This is a genomic window from Asticcacaulis aquaticus (genome assembly GCF_028550415.1).
Lineage (GTDB): Bacteria > Pseudomonadota > Alphaproteobacteria > Caulobacterales > Caulobacteraceae > Asticcacaulis > Asticcacaulis aquaticus.
Window position 1 is genome coordinate 45,199 of sequence record NZ_JAQQKX010000019.1, and the last position, 15,205, is coordinate 60,403.

The 15,205-nt window shown below is 61.9% G+C and carries 10 protein-coding genes and 1 pseudogene; 5 read left to right on the top strand and 6 right to left on the bottom strand.

The features are described from left to right. Positions 1-53: 53 nt before the first annotated feature. The 4 genes from PQU92_RS17330 to PQU92_RS17345 form a co-directional block, all read right to left on the bottom strand. Entirely contained in the window at positions 54-1,007 is a 954-nt protein-coding gene (locus PQU92_RS17330; protein ID WP_272749556.1) for a helix-turn-helix domain-containing protein, read from the bottom strand. Between the two features lie 15 nt (positions 1,008-1,022). Next, positions 1,023-2,114, bottom strand: coding sequence for an acetamidase/formamidase family protein (locus PQU92_RS17335; RefSeq protein ID WP_272749557.1), 1,092 nt, complete (start codon positions 2,112-2,114; stop codon positions 1,023-1,025). Between the two features lie 95 nt (positions 2,115-2,209). Further along, the gene (locus PQU92_RS17340) at positions 2,210-3,418 is read right to left on the bottom strand and encodes an aromatic ring-hydroxylating oxygenase subunit alpha (RefSeq protein ID WP_272749558.1); all 1,209 of its coding nucleotides are present in this window, start codon (positions 3,416-3,418) and stop codon (positions 2,210-2,212) included. A 243-nt stretch (positions 3,419-3,661) separates the two neighbouring features. Continuing rightward, positions 3,662-4,483 carry an oxidoreductase gene (locus tag PQU92_RS17345; protein ID WP_272749559.1) on the bottom strand — a complete coding sequence of 274 codons (822 nt, stop codon included), beginning with the start codon at positions 4,481-4,483 and terminating at the stop codon, positions 3,662-3,664. A 376-nt stretch (positions 4,484-4,859) separates the two neighbouring features. Here PQU92_RS17345 and PQU92_RS17350 point away from each other — a divergent pair, with 376 nt between their 5' ends. Both PQU92_RS17350 and PQU92_RS17355 read left to right on the top strand, forming a co-directional pair. Beyond that, a complete protein-coding gene (locus PQU92_RS17350; RefSeq protein ID WP_272749560.1) occupies positions 4,860-7,271 on the top strand; it encodes a TonB-dependent siderophore receptor in 2,412 nt (803 codons plus the stop codon). Positions 7,272-7,418: 147 nt separating this feature from the next. Continuing rightward, positions 7,419-8,918 carry a carboxylesterase/lipase family protein gene (locus PQU92_RS17355; protein WP_272749561.1) on the top strand — a complete coding sequence of 500 codons (1,500 nt, stop codon included), beginning with the start codon at positions 7,419-7,421 and terminating at the stop codon, positions 8,916-8,918. A gap of 4 nt (positions 8,919-8,922) precedes the next feature. Here PQU92_RS17355 and PQU92_RS17360 read toward each other — a convergent pair whose 3' ends face one another. Beyond that, positions 8,923-9,852 carry a ribokinase gene (locus tag PQU92_RS17360; protein WP_272749563.1) on the bottom strand — a complete coding sequence of 310 codons (930 nt, stop codon included), beginning with the start codon at positions 9,850-9,852 and terminating at the stop codon, positions 8,923-8,925. A 284-nt stretch (positions 9,853-10,136) separates the two neighbouring features. Beyond that, positions 10,137-12,461, bottom strand: coding sequence for an acetamidase/formamidase family protein (locus PQU92_RS17365; protein ID WP_272749564.1), 2,325 nt, complete (start codon positions 12,459-12,461; stop codon positions 10,137-10,139). 324 nt (positions 12,462-12,785) lie between these two features. Here PQU92_RS17365 and PQU92_RS17370 point away from each other — a divergent pair, with 324 nt between their 5' ends. The 3 genes and pseudogenes from PQU92_RS17370 to PQU92_RS17380 form a co-directional block, all read left to right on the top strand. After that, positions 12,786-13,751: a PDR/VanB family oxidoreductase gene (locus PQU92_RS17370; RefSeq protein WP_272749565.1), complete on the top strand. Its 966-nt coding sequence runs from the start codon at positions 12,786-12,788 to the stop codon at positions 13,749-13,751. 1 nt (position 13,752) lies between these two features. Next, positions 13,753-14,724 carry a bile acid:sodium symporter family protein gene (locus PQU92_RS17375; protein ID WP_272749566.1) on the top strand — a complete coding sequence of 324 codons (972 nt, stop codon included), beginning with the start codon at positions 13,753-13,755 and terminating at the stop codon, positions 14,722-14,724. An 89-nt stretch (positions 14,725-14,813) separates the two neighbouring features. Then, a pseudogene (locus tag PQU92_RS17380) lies at positions 14,814-15,205 on the top strand (winged helix-turn-helix transcriptional regulator); the annotation flags it as partial.

Consider the following 15,205-nt stretch of genomic DNA (forward strand, 5'->3'; position numbering starts at 1 on the left):
ACCTCCTCAGACCCTTGGCCCGACCCGGTTCACTCGCCGGGTCGGGTTCTTTTTTATATGCGAGGTTGGCCGGACTGGCGGTGCTTGGACGGCGACAGGCCGAAGCGTTCGCGGAAGGTTCGGCTGAAATGCGCCGCGTCGTTGAAGCCCCAGCGGAAACAGATTTCCGATACCGACAACTGGGCGTGGACGGGGCTGATCAGGTCAGCGTAGCAACGCTCAAGCCGGCGCGTTTTAAGGTAGTTGGAAAAGGTCATCTGCGCGCCGGTGAACAGCTTTTGCACATAACGCGGCGAGACGCCGTTTTCGGCGGCGACCTTGAGCAGCGACAGTTCCGGGTCGTGCAGCAGGGTTTCGATCTTCTGACAGATACGACGCAGGTGAAACGCCCGCGCACCGGCGGCGCCGCCTTTGGATTCGATGCGGCCGTCGCTGGCCAGACAGGCAACCAGGAATTCGATCATCGACTGCTCGACCGGCTGGAAATGCTCGTCATTGAGCGCTTCCAGCGTGTCGGCCAGATTGAGCAGCAGGCCGTTGAACATCTTCTCCAGCCCGGACACACCGGGCAGAATCCCGACGCGTTGCCCCAGCGGCGTGATCATGCGCGGGCTGACGGCCAGTTGCGGAATCTTGATGAACAACATGCGAAAATCAGAAGTCAGGCGCAGGGTCGAATCGACGCCCGACGCTCCGAAGATGATCGAGCGCGGGCTGAGGACCGTGGTTTCCCCGCCGTGGTCCAGTATGCCTTCGCCGCGCGCCAGAACCGCCAGCCAGACGGCGGAGCTATGGTCCGGGTTGCGCCCGGAATAGGTCTGCGGCGTGGACTCGAGCACGGCGAATTCGCAGCCGAGCGGCGTGGTCGTCACCATGACCGAGCCGCGGACGCGCGACAGCGACGACAGGTCGGCCACAGGCAGTTTCAGGCGGCGCAGGACATCCACCCACGCCGCCTGACGTTCCGTTTCCGGAACCGTATCTACCGAGAATTTCCACAAGGGCATGGGGCTAAGCTATGCCTATTCGGGATCTTTGACCACGCCCTTGTCGGGGAAGATGTTGCGGTCGATGCGGACGTGAATGCCCTGCGTGCCGTCGACGACCTGGGTGATCCCGAAATCGGCGGCAACCGACATCAGCGAATAGGCGTCATTGCGGGACAGGCCCTGATGCTCGGTGAGCAGGGTCAGCATGTCGAGCGAGGCGTTTTTCATCGCCTTGTTGAGGTCTTCGTCGAAGCCGTGGACGATCCAGTTATTCGGCGTTTCCAGCAGCGGCGACGGGAAGCTGAAGTCCTTGCGCAGGATGATCTGGAACAGGCAGTTGAGCGAGGCTTCGATAGCGGTGCCCGAAATTTCACCGTCGCCCTGCGAGACGTGCGGGTCGCCGATCGAGAACAGGCCGCCCTTGACCTGCACCGGATAGTACATGGTCGCGCCCGCACCGATGCGCCAGTTATCGATATTGCCGCCGTGCAGGCCGGGCGGGATGGTCGAGACGCGCTGATCGACGGCTGGTGCGACCCCGGCGGTGCCGAGGTGCGGACGGGCCGGGATCGAAATGCCTTTCAGGGCCGGGACGCGGTCGCATTCCGGGCAATGGGTGATCGTACCCGGTGTCAGGTAAACGCCCGGAAAATCATAGGCATAGTGCGCCGAGGCCGTATTGGAATTGGGGTTCAGCTCGTAGATGGTGACGCGTTCTTTCTTGCCGAATTCCTCATAGAGGTGGCCCCAGTTGGCGGCCAGATTCGAGCCGTAATTGAAGCGCGGCGTCATCTGAAAATAGCGCACCTCCAGCATGTCGCCGGGCTCGGCGCCTTCGACATAGATCGGGCCGGTCATGATGTGGACGCCGGGATTACGGTCGGCTTCGGGCACTTCGGTGAAGATGCGCGTGATAGCCTCGTCCATCATCAGCTCAGGCGCGTCGCCGGCATGGTGGGTGACGGCTTCGGCCATGATCATATCGCCGGAGTTGACCGTCAGGGCGGGTTTGATCTCAGGGTGGAAATAGCCCCAGTGGATGGTTTCCGGCGTCGCGCGCAGAAAATGCAGGTTCTTGGGCTGGGTGTCCTGACGGGTCTCACCCGGGGTGCAGATAAAAGCCATGATACAGTTCTCTTGAGAGGGAAGGGTGAGACACGAGGCTCCGATCTCTGTCCGGGATGACCGGACAGAAAGGAGTTTCATGAAGTTTTAGGGGGTTAAGCCGCGCCCTTGACGGCCTTGAGGTGCGGACCGCTCAGACGGTCGAAAGCGTCGCGATAACGCTTGATGAGCCAGCGGTTGAACTGGATCTGCGCGCCTTCCTGCCACGAATAGCGGCCGCGCGGGGCGAATTTGGAGCGCAGCCCGACCTGCACCAGCTCATCGACGTGCATGTCCTGATCGATGATATGGGTGGCCGAGTTCATGTTCATTTCGAACTTGTGCTGAAAGGTCGGGTGCTTCGACGCGCCCGGCGCGACCAGAGTCCCGGCGTCCTGTTCCATCGTCTCGGCGCCTGTGGGGCGCAGGATCAGATAGATGACCATGTCGCTCATCATCACCAGCGACAGGGTGGGCGGGATATTGGCGAAGGTCATGCGGTTGCGGTCGGTCTCGCTCAGGCCGGGGAAGACCGGCATCTGGGCGACCTGCGTTGGGTTGAAGCTGGCGTCCTTGTGGGTCGTGCCGTTGTAGCGCAGGAACCCGGCATCGGCAGGGTCCGAGTCCGGGAACTCGGCCAGATCCGACGGCACGAAGTCGTGCAGCGGACCCTGATGCAGCTTCGAGGCGTGGTAGCCGTCGTTATTGTTCTCGAACATCACCTTCCAGTTCCACGGGAAGGTGCCCGGGGCCTGCGGGCGCAGATCGTCGGCATTGGAGAGGTCGTAGCCCTTGAGCGCCTCGGTCACCTGCGTCAGACGCGGAGCCAGCGGTGCGGCGTCAATATCGAAATTGACGAAGATGAAGCCGTTCCAGATTTCGACCGCGAACCGCGTCAGGCCGTGCTCTTCCTTGTTGAAGTTGCACGTTTTTTCCATAGCCGGAGCGCCGGTCAGCTTGCCATCGAGACCATAGGCCCAGTGATGGTACGGGCACAGGAACATCCGCGTATTGCCAGCCCCCTCGGCGACCAGCATGGCGCGGTGGGCACAGACCGACGACATGGCATTGATTGCGCCATCTCGACCGCGCGCGATGACGATAGGCTCGTCCACGATCTTGGTGGTAAAATAGTCGCCGGGGTTTTTCACCCAGGTCTCACGTCCGACGCACAGCCATTCATGGTAATAGAGCGCTTCTTTCTCGAATTCGTAGAAGTCGGCGTCGGTATAGCATTCGGGCGGCAGGGTCTCGGCGTCGGCAAGGTCGATATCCGAGGACGCGAACGAGTCGATAAAGGCTTTGGAAGGTAACTTTGTGGGCATGGCGACGATCACCTGAATTCGTCGTTTCGTGGCAGCGCCCCCGGACGTAACTCCATCCGGGCGGATGCCATCTTGAGCTAAGACCTAACGCCGGTGGTGGATGCCGGTCTTGTGTTTAGGCGCACAAGAAGTTGTTGCGCGCCTTAGAACATGTCCCGATCCAGTTGGATCGGAACTTGTTCTAAATTATTGCTTTGTCGCGCATTTGATTCTGAAAACCGCTGCACACTTTTCAGAATGCGCTTAGAACGCCGTCGACAACGACAGGTCGCGCCACTGGTCGATGTCCTTTTGAATCTCGGCCATTTCTTCTTCGGCATAGCCCAGCGCGTCGGCCCCCAGCAGCAGATGCAGAGGCGGGTTTTTCATGCCCGCAATGGTCAGAACGGCTTGCGCCAGCTTATCCGGATCGCCGGGCTCTGAGCCGTTATGCGCCGCCAGGGTCCGCTCCGCCTCGCGCGCCTTGCCGTCGTAGTCGGGGATCTTGTGCGCGACCACATTGAGCGAGCCCTTGGCGAAATGGGTACGGAACCCGCCGGGCGCGAGATTGGTCACGCCGATCCCAAGTTCCTCGACCTCCTCGGCGAGGGTCCGGCCAAGGCCCTCCATGGCGAACTTGGTGGCGCCATAAAGGCCAGACCCCGCCCACGGCGCATAGCCCGACACCGAGGTGACATTGATAATGTGTCCGGCGCGACGGGCGCGTAGATAGGGCAGGGTGGCCTGAAGCACGTTGATTGCGCCGAAGACATTGACGTCGAAGACCTGTTGGATTTCTGCGGCGCTGGCCTCTTCGACCGCGCCGATCAGGCCATAACCGGCATTATTGACGACCACATCGATACCGCCGAGCGCGGTTTCGGCCGCGGCGACGGCCAGATCGACCTGCGCGCGGTCGGTGACATCCATAAGAAGGCCGAAGGCAAAGCCGGGCTTCAGGGCATTGAAGGCCACCAGATCGGCCTGACCGCGCACGGTGCCCGCCACAAGGTCACCGCGTTCCAGCGCTGCCTTAGCTATGGCCACACCGAAGCCTTTGGAAACGCCTGTAATAAACCATTTCATCGCTGAATCTCCGTGTTTTGATTGCGCGCGATCCTCTTCGCAGAGGTCATGGCTGTCTTGACGCGCGGCGAATCAATACTTGCCGACAGATGACGCATCGCGTCCGGCCTCCGGCGTAACGGCGTCATCTTGGCAACGGTGGTTTGTCCGGGCGCGCACAGAGCCCCGTCATCGGTCGGCGTGCGGGAGAGGTAAACACAGCCTTAACATGCTGCGCTGCGTCAATTGCGGCAATTTACAGGGCGCGCCCGCTCAAGACCGCCGGCCGCCGATCATGACACCTTGATGACAACGATCCACCGATCGGAAGCGTTCGCATTTCTAATATGGACGGCGGGCTTTTTTGGACGCTCTATGGCCAAGGGGATATGGCACGATGAACGGTAAGCATATTACGTACAAACATTCTCTTCTGGCCCTGACGGCCCTCTGCGGCGCCCTGAGCGCGCTTGCGGCACCGGCCTTTGCCCAGGACGCAAAGCCGGAAGAGGTCACCGAGGTCGTCGTGACCGGCGCCCGCGATCTGGGCGGCGTCAAGCAGAAGCGCGTCACCTCCAGCGTCTTCGGTATCGATAAGCCGCTGGTCGACACGCCGCGTTCGGTCACTGAAATTTCCGACAAGCTTTTGTCGCGCTATTCGATCAAGAACGTCTATGACTTCACGGCGGTCGCGGCGGGCACCTATACCGGTTCGTTCTTCGGCGTCCCGGGCAGCCTGAACATCCGCGGCACCATGGCCGACAACTATTATAACGGCTTTCAGGGCCTGTCGAACTTCGCCAACTACCCGACGCCGGTCGATGCGACCTCCTCCATCGAAATCGTGCGCGGCCCGACCTCGCCGGTCTATGGCTCCGGTCAGGTCGGCGGCTTCATGAACTTCATCCCGAAGACGGGCTACGGCGAAAGCACCAAATATGTCGACAAGGTAGGCGGCGACGTGTCCGCGACTGTCGGCAGCTACGGCGAGAAGATCCTGACCGGCAACCTGTCGCTGCCGGCCAACTGGGGCACCAACGACGCGGGCCTGCACCTGTTTGCCAAGGTCGAGGATTCCGACAGCTTCTATCTGGGGATGCACCCGAAATCGCAGGTCCTTCAGGGCTCGTTCGCCAGCACGCTCGGCGACAAGTGGTCGCTGGAAACCAGCTATCAGTTCGTCCATTCCGAAGGTTATCTGAAAAACATCGGCTGGAACCGCGTCACCCAGCAGCTGATCGATGACGGCCTGTACATCTCCGGCCGCCCGATCGCCAAGATCACCGACGGCACCTCGCCCTTCATCAGCGTGTCGCGCTACTACGCCGTCACCGGTGGTTCGGCGTTGCTCTTCGCCGGCCCGGCGATCGGCGTCACGCCGACGCCGAACAACTTCACCAAACTCGACCCGTCGACCGTGAAACTGGTCGAGCTGTCGCGCCGCACCACCTTCATCGACGAAGGCGTCGATATCAATGAGGCAACGACGCACACCCTTTATGCCGGGGCCTCGCGCGAACTTCTGGGTGGCAAGCTGAAGCTGGAAGCCTTCCTCAACACGCTGGAATCCGACAACTATCAGAGCTATGGCTTCGGTTCGCGTTACGAGTCGACGCTCAGCGAACAGCGCCTCAGCTATATCCGCGACTTTTCGACGGGTCCCATCGACTGGAAAACGGTGTCGGGCGTCAGTCACCGCTTCACCCACGCCCACGTGCAGGGTTCGCTCAACGACTTCGTTATTTCCGAAGACCGCCGCGACCTGAGCGTCGGGGCAACGATCGACGACCGCTTCAACAACCCGTTTGTCGCCGGGTACAAGTGGGCGACGGATACGACGACCAAGATCCATAACTATGGCGCGTTTGCTCTGGCCGACGGCACCTGGGGCCCGGTCAGTCTGACGATCGGTGGTCGCGCCGATAGCTACGACGTCGACGCGCTGAACATCGGCACCGAGGTCGGCACGACGCGCGCCCGCCGCACCAACCAGAAGGACGCCTACAGCTATAACGCCTCCCTGGCCTACAAGTTCGAGTGGGCGACGTTCTACACGACCTTTGCCCGCGCCAAGTCGCTGCAAATCGATCAGGGCGGCGGTCTCGCGCCTTCGCTGATCCTCAATGACGCCTATCTGGGGGCTTCGCGTCTGCGCGAAGCCGGGGTCAAGACCTCGCAATACGGTGGGCGCCTGTTTGCCGCACTGGCGGCCTACGATCAGGATCGCTCGTTCCTGTCGAACCCGCCGACGGGCGTACAAACCGTCAGCGCGCTGCGGACGCAGGGCATCGAGGGCGAGTTGCGCTGGCTGGTCACCGACAATTTCGGCCTGACGGCGACCCTGACGCGGATGAAGACCAAGGTCGCACCGACTGCAGGCGCGGGCTTCTTCCTGACCTTGCCGTCCTGCATGGCCGGGATTGCCTGCACCGACGGTTACGGCGGCTATGTCTTCTCGAATGCCAACTACATTGCCGGGACGCAGAACGGCTACTATCTGCGCACCACGCCCAAGACCAGCGGCTCTCTGTTCGCCACTTACGACGTGCGCGGCAAATGGGGCATGACCGGCGGGGTGACCTATGCCTCGGAAACCGGCGGCTTCCTGCCGGGATCGATCACCCTGCCGGCCTATACGCTGGTCCGCGCCGGGGCCTATGTCGTGAAAGGGCCGTATCGTATCGACCTCAATGTCGATAACCTGACGGACGAGGAATATTTCCTCGCCAACTCCGACACCGATGCCAATGCCAATGTCCTGCCCGGTATCGGCCGCACGGTGCATCTCAAGGTCAGCCGCAGTTTCTAAGGTGGTTTAAGAGAAGCGCATCCCAAAAACTGTCCATTCTTGCTTTCTGGGGTTTTTGGATCAGATGCGCGTCTTAAGAAAGTCAGTAAGCGTAACGGCGGGCCCAGCGTATCGGGGCCCGCCGCATTCGGTTGAAAAGGGTTTTGCATGTTCAAGTTTGTGAGTGTTTCCGCCGGTCTTCTGGCCTGTCTGCTGTCCACGACCGCCGTGGCCGGGCCGCAAGTCGGTCTGCACGATGGCAAGATCGAAGGCGTCACGGAAAACGGCGTCTCACGCTATCTCGGCATCCCCTATGCGCAGCCACCGGTCGGCCCCCTGCGCTGGCGCGCGCCGCAGTCGCCTTCGCCGTGGTCGGGCCTTCTGGAGGCGCGTAGCTTCGGGCCGGATTGCGTACAGATGGATATGGAAAGCCCGCCGGGCCCTGGTTTCGTCAATCCGGAATCCGAAGACTGCCTCTATCTCAATGTCTGGGCGCCGGAAAACGCGACAGGTAAGAGGCTGCCGGTCATGGTGTGGATCTATGGTGGCGCCTTCATTATGGGCGCGTCGTCCTACCCCAGCTATGACGGTACGGCGTTCGCGAAGCAGGACGTCATCGTCGTCTCGCTCAACTACCGCGTCGGGCGGTTCGGCTTCTTCGCCCATCCGGCGTTGAAAGCGGACGGCGAAGCGGTCGGTAATTACGGCCTGATGGATCAGATCAAGGCGCTCGAATGGGTGCAGACCAATATCGTGGCTTTTGGCGGCGATCCGGGCAATGTGACGATCTTCGGCGAATCCGCCGGGGCCTCTTCGGTCAATTTCCTGATGGCGTCGCCCAAGGCGCGCGGCCTGTTCCATAAGGCCATCGCGCAGTCGGGCGGCTCGAACGGTTTCGTCAAGCCGCTGGACAAGGCCGAAGCCGACGGCAAGGCATGGGGGGACAAGAAAGGCGCGCTGACCGCCGAAGCTCTGCGTCACTTGCCCGCCGCGACGGTGCTTGATGCGCCGGTACTGCTGCCGGAAAGCGTTATTGCCGACGCTCAGGTGGTTCTGGAATCGACGCCGGACGCCTATAAGAACGGCCATATCGCCGATGTGCCCTATCTGGTCGGGGCCAATAATTACGAAGAAAGCCTGATCCGCTGGCTGCCTGGGGCCGAGAAAAAGCTGATCGAGTCTCTGGGGCCGAAGGGTGAAGGCGTCGTCAAACTCTACATGGCCGACGGCACGCCGCGTGAGGTCGCCGAAAAGCGCTTGTGGGGTGAATACGCCATGACGCTCCCGGCGCGCTGGCGGGCGGAACAGACGGCGAAGAAAAACGGCAAGGTCTGGCTCTATCGCTTCGGCTATGTGCCGGAAACCCTGCGCGCCACGACGCCGGGGGCAGGGCATGAGAATGAGATCGAGATGGTTTTCGATATCCGCCAGAGCCGCACCGCGCGGCATGAGTGGACGCCATCAGACCTGAACATGACGGCATCGATGAACCGCTACTGGGTCAATTTCGCCAGGACCGGCAATCCGAACGGCGAAGGCCTGACGCCATGGCCTGCCTATACGGCCCAATCCCGCACCCTGATGCATTTTGACAATAGCGGCATCGCACCGGTCACCGACTTTGCCAAGGCGCGTCTCGATGCGCTGGAAGCGGCAACCACCAAATAGGGTTTTAGACGGTTTCTGCCAAAAACGCCTCGACTTCGCTCAGGGTCGGGGCGGCATCGGCCGAGGCGCGCGACACCGACAGGGCCGCCGCCGCCATCGCATAGTGCAGGGCCTCAAGCCACTTCGCACCGCCCGCCAGTTTCGCCGTCAAAGCGCCGTTGAACACGTCGCCCGCGCCGGTCGCATCGACGGCTTTCACCCTATGCGCGGGCAGGCGCACCAGAGTCCCTTCGATCAACGCCGCGATACCGCTGCTGCCCATGGTGACCAGAGCCCGCCCTGCACCGGTTTTGATCAAGCTGTGCAGGGCCGCGTGCAGGGCGGCATCGCCAAACCCGTCCATGCCGGTCATGCGTTCCAGTTCTGTCTCGTTCGGCGTCACGACATCCGCCAACGGCAGCAGCGACTCGACGCCGGGCAGGACCGGGGCGGGGTTGAGCACGGTCAGGATGCCGTGCGCGCGGGCGATCTCCAAGGCGCGCCGGGTCGTCGCCAGCGGCACTTCCATCTGAACGATCAGCGCGTCCGCCGACGCGATCAGGTCGGTGGCGGCCTCGACGTGAGCGGGCGTCAGGGCGGCATTGGCTCCCGGCGAGACGGTGATCATGTTCTGCCCGTCGCGCCCGACCAGAATGTGCGCCGTGCCGGTTACCTGTCCTGTGATCGTGCTGATATGGCGATCGTCGATACCCGAACGACGCAGACGGGCGCGGGCCTCGCTGCCCATCAGGTCGTCGCCGACCGCGCCGACCATGACCGTCTCACAGCCCAGCCGCGCCAGCGCCATGGCCTGATTGAATCCCTTGCCGCCGATGCTTTGGCGACTGGCCCGCGCCATCAGGGTCTCATTGGGCTGCGGCAGGCGCTCGACCTCCAGTGTGACGTCGGCGTTGATGCTGCCGACGACGACGATTTTGGGGGCAGGTCCGGACATGAGGCTCTCTTTTTCAGGCGGTAGGGCCTCAAGTCTTGCCTGCGCCGTCTGACGGGTCTTGTCCTGACGCGCACAACCTCTTGCTGCGGCATTTTGTGCTAATCAAAGAAAGAATTGACCACGAAAAACACGAAAAGCACGAAAAAGAAGCTACCTCTTTCTTGCCTGAAGGGCCTTATCGAGTTCGTGGCACATTAAGGATTTTAGCGTTTCGCACGAAAGTTCAGCACAATGAATTTTTTTGTGCTTTTCGTGTTTTTCGTGGTCAAAATCTTCTTAAAACCCTAATTCAGGAACAGACTTTTTCGGATGATCGCGTGCGCGCCCCAGTTGCCGTTGACGACCTGCGAGACGCCGAAATCGACCCCCACCGACAACAGCGATACGGCCTCGTCCTCGCTCAACCCCTTGGTGGTCATCAGAAACCGCCGCGCTTTGCGGAAAGCATCGCGCATGGCCCCTTCGATGGAGGCCTTCTTGTAGATCTCGCTCTGCGCCTTGTCGCCCAATTCGCGCAGGTAGTTGGGCTGCGAAAAGCCGAGCAGCACCCATTCGTCCCTGGTTTCGATCAGCGGATAGTCGAGGTCGCGCAGGGGATCACGCTGCGACGCCTTCGGGTGCAGGACGATCTGGATCAGCGCCGTCATCGAGCATTCGATGGCCGTGCCGCACAGCTCGGAATCGCCCTGTGACGCATGGGGATCGCCGAGCGACAACAACGCCTCGGCCACGTGCACCGGCAGGAAGATCGACGCCCCGGGGCCCAGCCGCCAGTTGTCGATATTGCCGCCGAAATTGGCGGGTGGCACCGAGTCGACCAGTCCGTCATAGGCCGGGGCCACGGCGACAAAGCCGAAGTGCGGGCGCACGGGTATTTCGACATTGCGCAGGACGTCGAAATTGCGCTCGATGCTGTCGGGATCGATAATCACGCCCGGATAGTCGTAACGGTCGTGCCGCGTGCCATAGGGATCGGTCTGCGGCGTATAGCGGAAATTATAGACGGCATGGGCGCAGCAGCGGTCGTGCCCGGTCTCGACTTCGTAGATCGTGACCACTTCGCGTGGCTTGGGATCTGTCAGCAGGTCGTTATAGTGAAAGCCCCAGTAGGCGGCGACATTGCTGCCGAAGCTGCGTCCGGCGAACTTCGCATTCCCTGAAGGCCGTGATTTGATGTCGAGAAAGCGCACCTCGACGATGTCGCCGGGTTTGGCACCGGCAATGGCCACCGGGCCGGTGCAGATATGGACGCCGAAGCCTTCGCCGGCACCACGCCCGACCGCGGAGGCATCCATCGGTCCGGCGCCTCGGCGTTCGACGGTCTTCTCATCGGTGGTCCAGTGATAGATGGCCTCGGCTCCCGGATCACCCTCGATCATCCGTTCGTAATCGTCCCCCGCATGGTGGGTCAGGGTCTCGATGGTGACGTAATCGCCCGATTGCACGCGGATCGCCGGTTTGAGGTGACGGCTGAGGTGGCCCCAGTGGATCGTCTCGGGCGTCGCGGGCAAAAAGTGGTGGCGGACGCTGTGTTTCGGCAATTCCGGCAGGCTGTCTTCGGTCACCGGTTCCTCGATCTCCTCATCGGGATCGGGGGTCGACAGGTCTTCGCGAAACCGGCCATCCTTTGCCACGACCGGTCGTCCGCGGCGCGGGGCTTCGCCGTCGTCGAGGGCTGGCGGCGCTTTACGATATTCGCGCGGCGACAGGCCGTACTGCTCGCGAAAGGCGCGGCTAAACGAAGCGGAGTCGTTGAACCCCCACTGAAACAGGATATCCGAGATCGATTTTTGCGCGTGCAGCGGGCTCAGGAGGTCCATCCGGCAGCGTTCCAGCCGCCGCAGCTTCACATAATGCCCAAAGCTTTCATTGACGCTTTCAAACAGCTTTTGCAGGTAGCGCATCGAAATGCCGTGCTCGGTCGCCACCTGTTGCAGGTTGAGGTTCGGGTCCGAGAGGTGCATCTCGATGGTCTGGAACACGCGCTCCAGCAGCATGGCGCGGGCCCCGGCGGACCCGCCCAGCGACTTGACCGGGGCGTCCTCCATCAGGGCGGTGAGCAGGAACTCCGGCAGGCTCAGTTCGACCGGACGGATGCGGTCGGTATTGAGGTCGTTGATCGTGTCGGCGACCGAACGCAGCATCCCCGACAGGATACGGCCTGAGCCGATGTCGCTGGCGATCGGATTGACACCGCCGGGCAGAGGATTGCGCACACGCAGGCTCAGAAAAGCCTTTGGAATCTTGACCAGCAGGAAGCGGTGATCGCGGTGGAAATCGAGCTGCGCCTGGGCATTACCGTCGCCGAACACGACGCCGCCTTCGCGCACCGGCGTCACCGTACCGCCATAGGTGATGTTCATATCGCCTTCGAGCAGCACGACCAGCCACACCTGATCGGCCTGTTCGGTCATGTCGATACGCAGGATTTGCGGGGTCGAGGCGACGCTGATGAATTCGAGTTTCTGTTGACTTTGGTACGAGGCCAGTTCGCCATAGGCGGTGTCGGCATTCATCGCCTCAAGCTGCATGGATTTGCGTTGCAATGCAAAACGCCACGAATCCCAGCGTTGCTCCTTCGGATAGGCATTGGTCGTGAAACGCAGCATCGTGCCTCCCTCACCCTCAGAGAGGGTGTACGCATACCTTCGGCGTATTTACGCTTTGGGTTCAACAGGTTGTGAAATGTGGACGGCGGGTTTGTTCCTCGGTGCGTCTGACGAAAAACCGCTGTCTCTGTGATCAACAGGAACCGGCTAAAACGCGTCTGCGTCAATCCGACGCGGCCCTTCGTGCGCGTACAGACAAGTCTTCGTGCGGCGCTGCACCATGAGAGCGGGCCTGAGGCAAATTTATGGGGCCTTGGCGACAAGTCAGCCGGAGGCCGTGCGCGCTATAAACAGCCCACTGACTAATTCCAGAGGCGCAGCACCATGACCGATCTGACCGTGCGGGTTCACGACATTGCCGAAACCGGGGTGCCCGGCGAGGCGGGCTGCGTGCGGGTGTTCGACCTCAGGCCCGATAGCGACGCGCTTCCGGCATTCGAGGCCGGGGCCCATATCGACGTCGTGGCGCGCGACGGGCTGGTGCGGCAGTATTCGCTGATGAACGCGCCGGGCGAGACGCACCGCTACGTCGTCGCCGTGGCGCTCGATGCCCAAAGCCGGGGCGGCTCGAAATACTTGCACGACTGGGTCGAGGCTGGTGACGCTTTGATGATCAGCCCGCCGCGCTGCCATTTTCATCTGATCGAGGACGCGCCGTTTTCGGTCCTGATCGCGGGCGGTATCGGGGTGACGCCCCTATGGGCCATGGCGCAGCGTCTGATCGCTCTGGGGCGGCCCTTTGCCTTCCATTTCGGGGCGCGCTCGGAGGCGACCGCGCCGCTGCTCGACCTGATGCGACCGCAACTCGATGTGGCGGGTGTGCCGTTTTACACCGTGTTTGAAAGTGACGGCGGCGCGCGCCTCGACCTTGGCCGCATCTTCGCCGAGGCCCCTGAGGGGACGCATTTTTACGCCTGCGGTCCCGCGGGCATGATCGACGCCTATATCGCCGCCGGGGCCGGGTGTCCCGCCGGTAAGGTGCATTACGAGCGCTTTTCCGGCGCCGAGGCCCCGGCGCTCGACGGCGGGTTCGAGGTCGAACTGGCCCGCACCGGTGGGCGCTATGCCGTCGAGGCGGGCAAGACCATTCTGGAGACGTTGAAGGACCACGGTATCAATGTCCCGCACTCCTGCGCCGAAGGCATCTGCGGGGCCTGCGAATGCGGGGTGCTGGAGGGGACACCCGACCACCGCGACAGCGTGCTGACCGATGCCGAAAAAGCCGCCGGACGGACCATGATGGTCTGTTGTTCCGGCGCGAAGTCCGCCCGCCTTGTCCTCGATCTGTGACATGACCGGTTTTCTGAAACGCCTCGATCCGTTCATCCTGATCATGCTGGGGCTGGTGGCGCTGGCCAGCGTGCTGCCGGTACGTGGCACCGCGGCGGTGGTTGCCGATGGGGTGACCGATGCCGCGATCATGCTGCTCTTTTTTCTCCACGGGGCCAAGCTATCGCGTCAGGCCATCATCGCGGGCTTATCGCACGTCCGTCTGCACCTGACGGTGCTGGCGGTGACCTTCGGCCTGTTCCCGGTGATCGGGCTGGGCGTTCAGGCGGGCCTGTCAGGGTTGATGTCGCCCGCCCTGTTGAGCGGTTTTCTGTTTCTCTGCCTGCTGCCGTCCACGGTGCAGTCCTCGATCGCCTTTACCGCCATGGCGAAGGGCAATGTCGCGGCGGCGGTATGTAGCGCCTCCCTGTCCAATCTGCTGGGCATTTTTCTGACACCGCTGCTGGTCGGTCTGCTGATGAACGGGCTGACCGGCCATGCCGACGGCGTGTCGATGGAGGCCGTACAAAAGATCGCCATGCAACTGCTGCTGCCGTTCGTGCTGGGCCATCTGTCGCGTCCGTGGCTGGGCGGTTTTATCGACACGCACAAGGCATGGATCGGGCGGGTCGACCGCACCTCGATCCTGCTGGTCGTCTATACGGCCTTCAGCGCTTCGGTCGTCGAAGGCCTGTGGTCGAAGGTGTCGTGGCTCGATCTGGCGGGTTTGCTGGCGATCTGCGCCGTCGTACTGGCGCTGGTCATGGGCGTGACGTGGAAAGTGTCGACGATGATGGGCTTTAGCCGCGAAGACCGTATCGTCATCCTCTTCTGCGGCTCCAAGAAGAGTCTGGCGTCCGGGGTGCCCATGGCTTCCACCCTGTTTCCGGCGGCGGTACTGGGACCGGTCATATTACCCCTGATGCTGTTCCATCAGTTGCAACTTATCGTCTGTTCAATTCTGGCAAGCCGTCTGCATTCGGGGCGCTCCTGATAATGCTCTCAATGTTGATTTCCACTGAGAAGTGACCCATGTGAAACTCCCCTCGTTGTATGGCAGCGAGGGCTCAAGGAGTGATAGACATGGCGTTATTGAGCGTCATTCGACGCTGGGCACTTCGGGATCGGATACCGATCCGGGAGATATCGCGACGAACGGGACTGTCGCGGAACACCATCCGCAAGTACCTCCGGTCAGATGAGGTTGAGCCTCGGTTCAAAGCCCCTGATCGACCAAGCAAGCTGGACCCGTTTGCGGAGAAGCTGGCGCATTGGCTGCGGATAGAATCCGGACGGTCTCGCAAGCAGAAGCGGACCTTAAAGCAGCTTTACAGCGATCTGGTCGCACTGGGATACGACGGGTCTTACAACCGCGTTGCCGCCTTTGCGCGTGACTGGAAAGCCAATCGCCTGCGCGAACAGCAGACCAGCGGACGGGGTACGTTCGTGCCTCTGGCGTTTCAGGCGGGCGAGGC

Bases quoted from the DNA above. Each gene is read 5' to 3' on its own strand.
- PQU92_RS17330 (WP_272749556.1), bottom strand. From the start codon at position 1,007: ATGCCCTTGTGGAAATTCTCGGTAGATACGGTTCCGGAAACGGAACGT.
- PQU92_RS17335 (WP_272749557.1), bottom strand. From the start codon at position 2,114: ATGGCTTTTATCTGCACCCCGGGTGAGACCCGTCAGGACACCCAGCCC.
- PQU92_RS17340 (WP_272749558.1), bottom strand. From the start codon at position 3,418: ATGCCCACAAAGTTACCTTCCAAAGCCTTTATCGACTCGTTCGCGTCC.
- PQU92_RS17345 (WP_272749559.1), bottom strand. From the start codon at position 4,483: ATGAAATGGTTTATTACAGGCGTTTCCAAAGGCTTCGGTGTGGCCATA.
- PQU92_RS17350 (WP_272749560.1), top strand. From the start codon at position 4,860: ATGAACGGTAAGCATATTACGTACAAACATTCTCTTCTGGCCCTGACG.
- PQU92_RS17355 (WP_272749561.1), top strand. From the start codon at position 7,419: ATGTTCAAGTTTGTGAGTGTTTCCGCCGGTCTTCTGGCCTGTCTGCTG.
- PQU92_RS17360 (WP_272749563.1), bottom strand. From the start codon at position 9,852: ATGTCCGGACCTGCCCCCAAAATCGTCGTCGTCGGCAGCATCAACGCC.
- PQU92_RS17365 (WP_272749564.1), bottom strand. From the start codon at position 12,461: ATGCTGCGTTTCACGACCAATGCCTATCCGAAGGAGCAACGCTGGGAT.
- PQU92_RS17370 (WP_272749565.1), top strand. From the start codon at position 12,786: ATGACCGATCTGACCGTGCGGGTTCACGACATTGCCGAAACCGGGGTG.
- PQU92_RS17375 (WP_272749566.1), top strand. From the start codon at position 13,753: ATGACCGGTTTTCTGAAACGCCTCGATCCGTTCATCCTGATCATGCTG.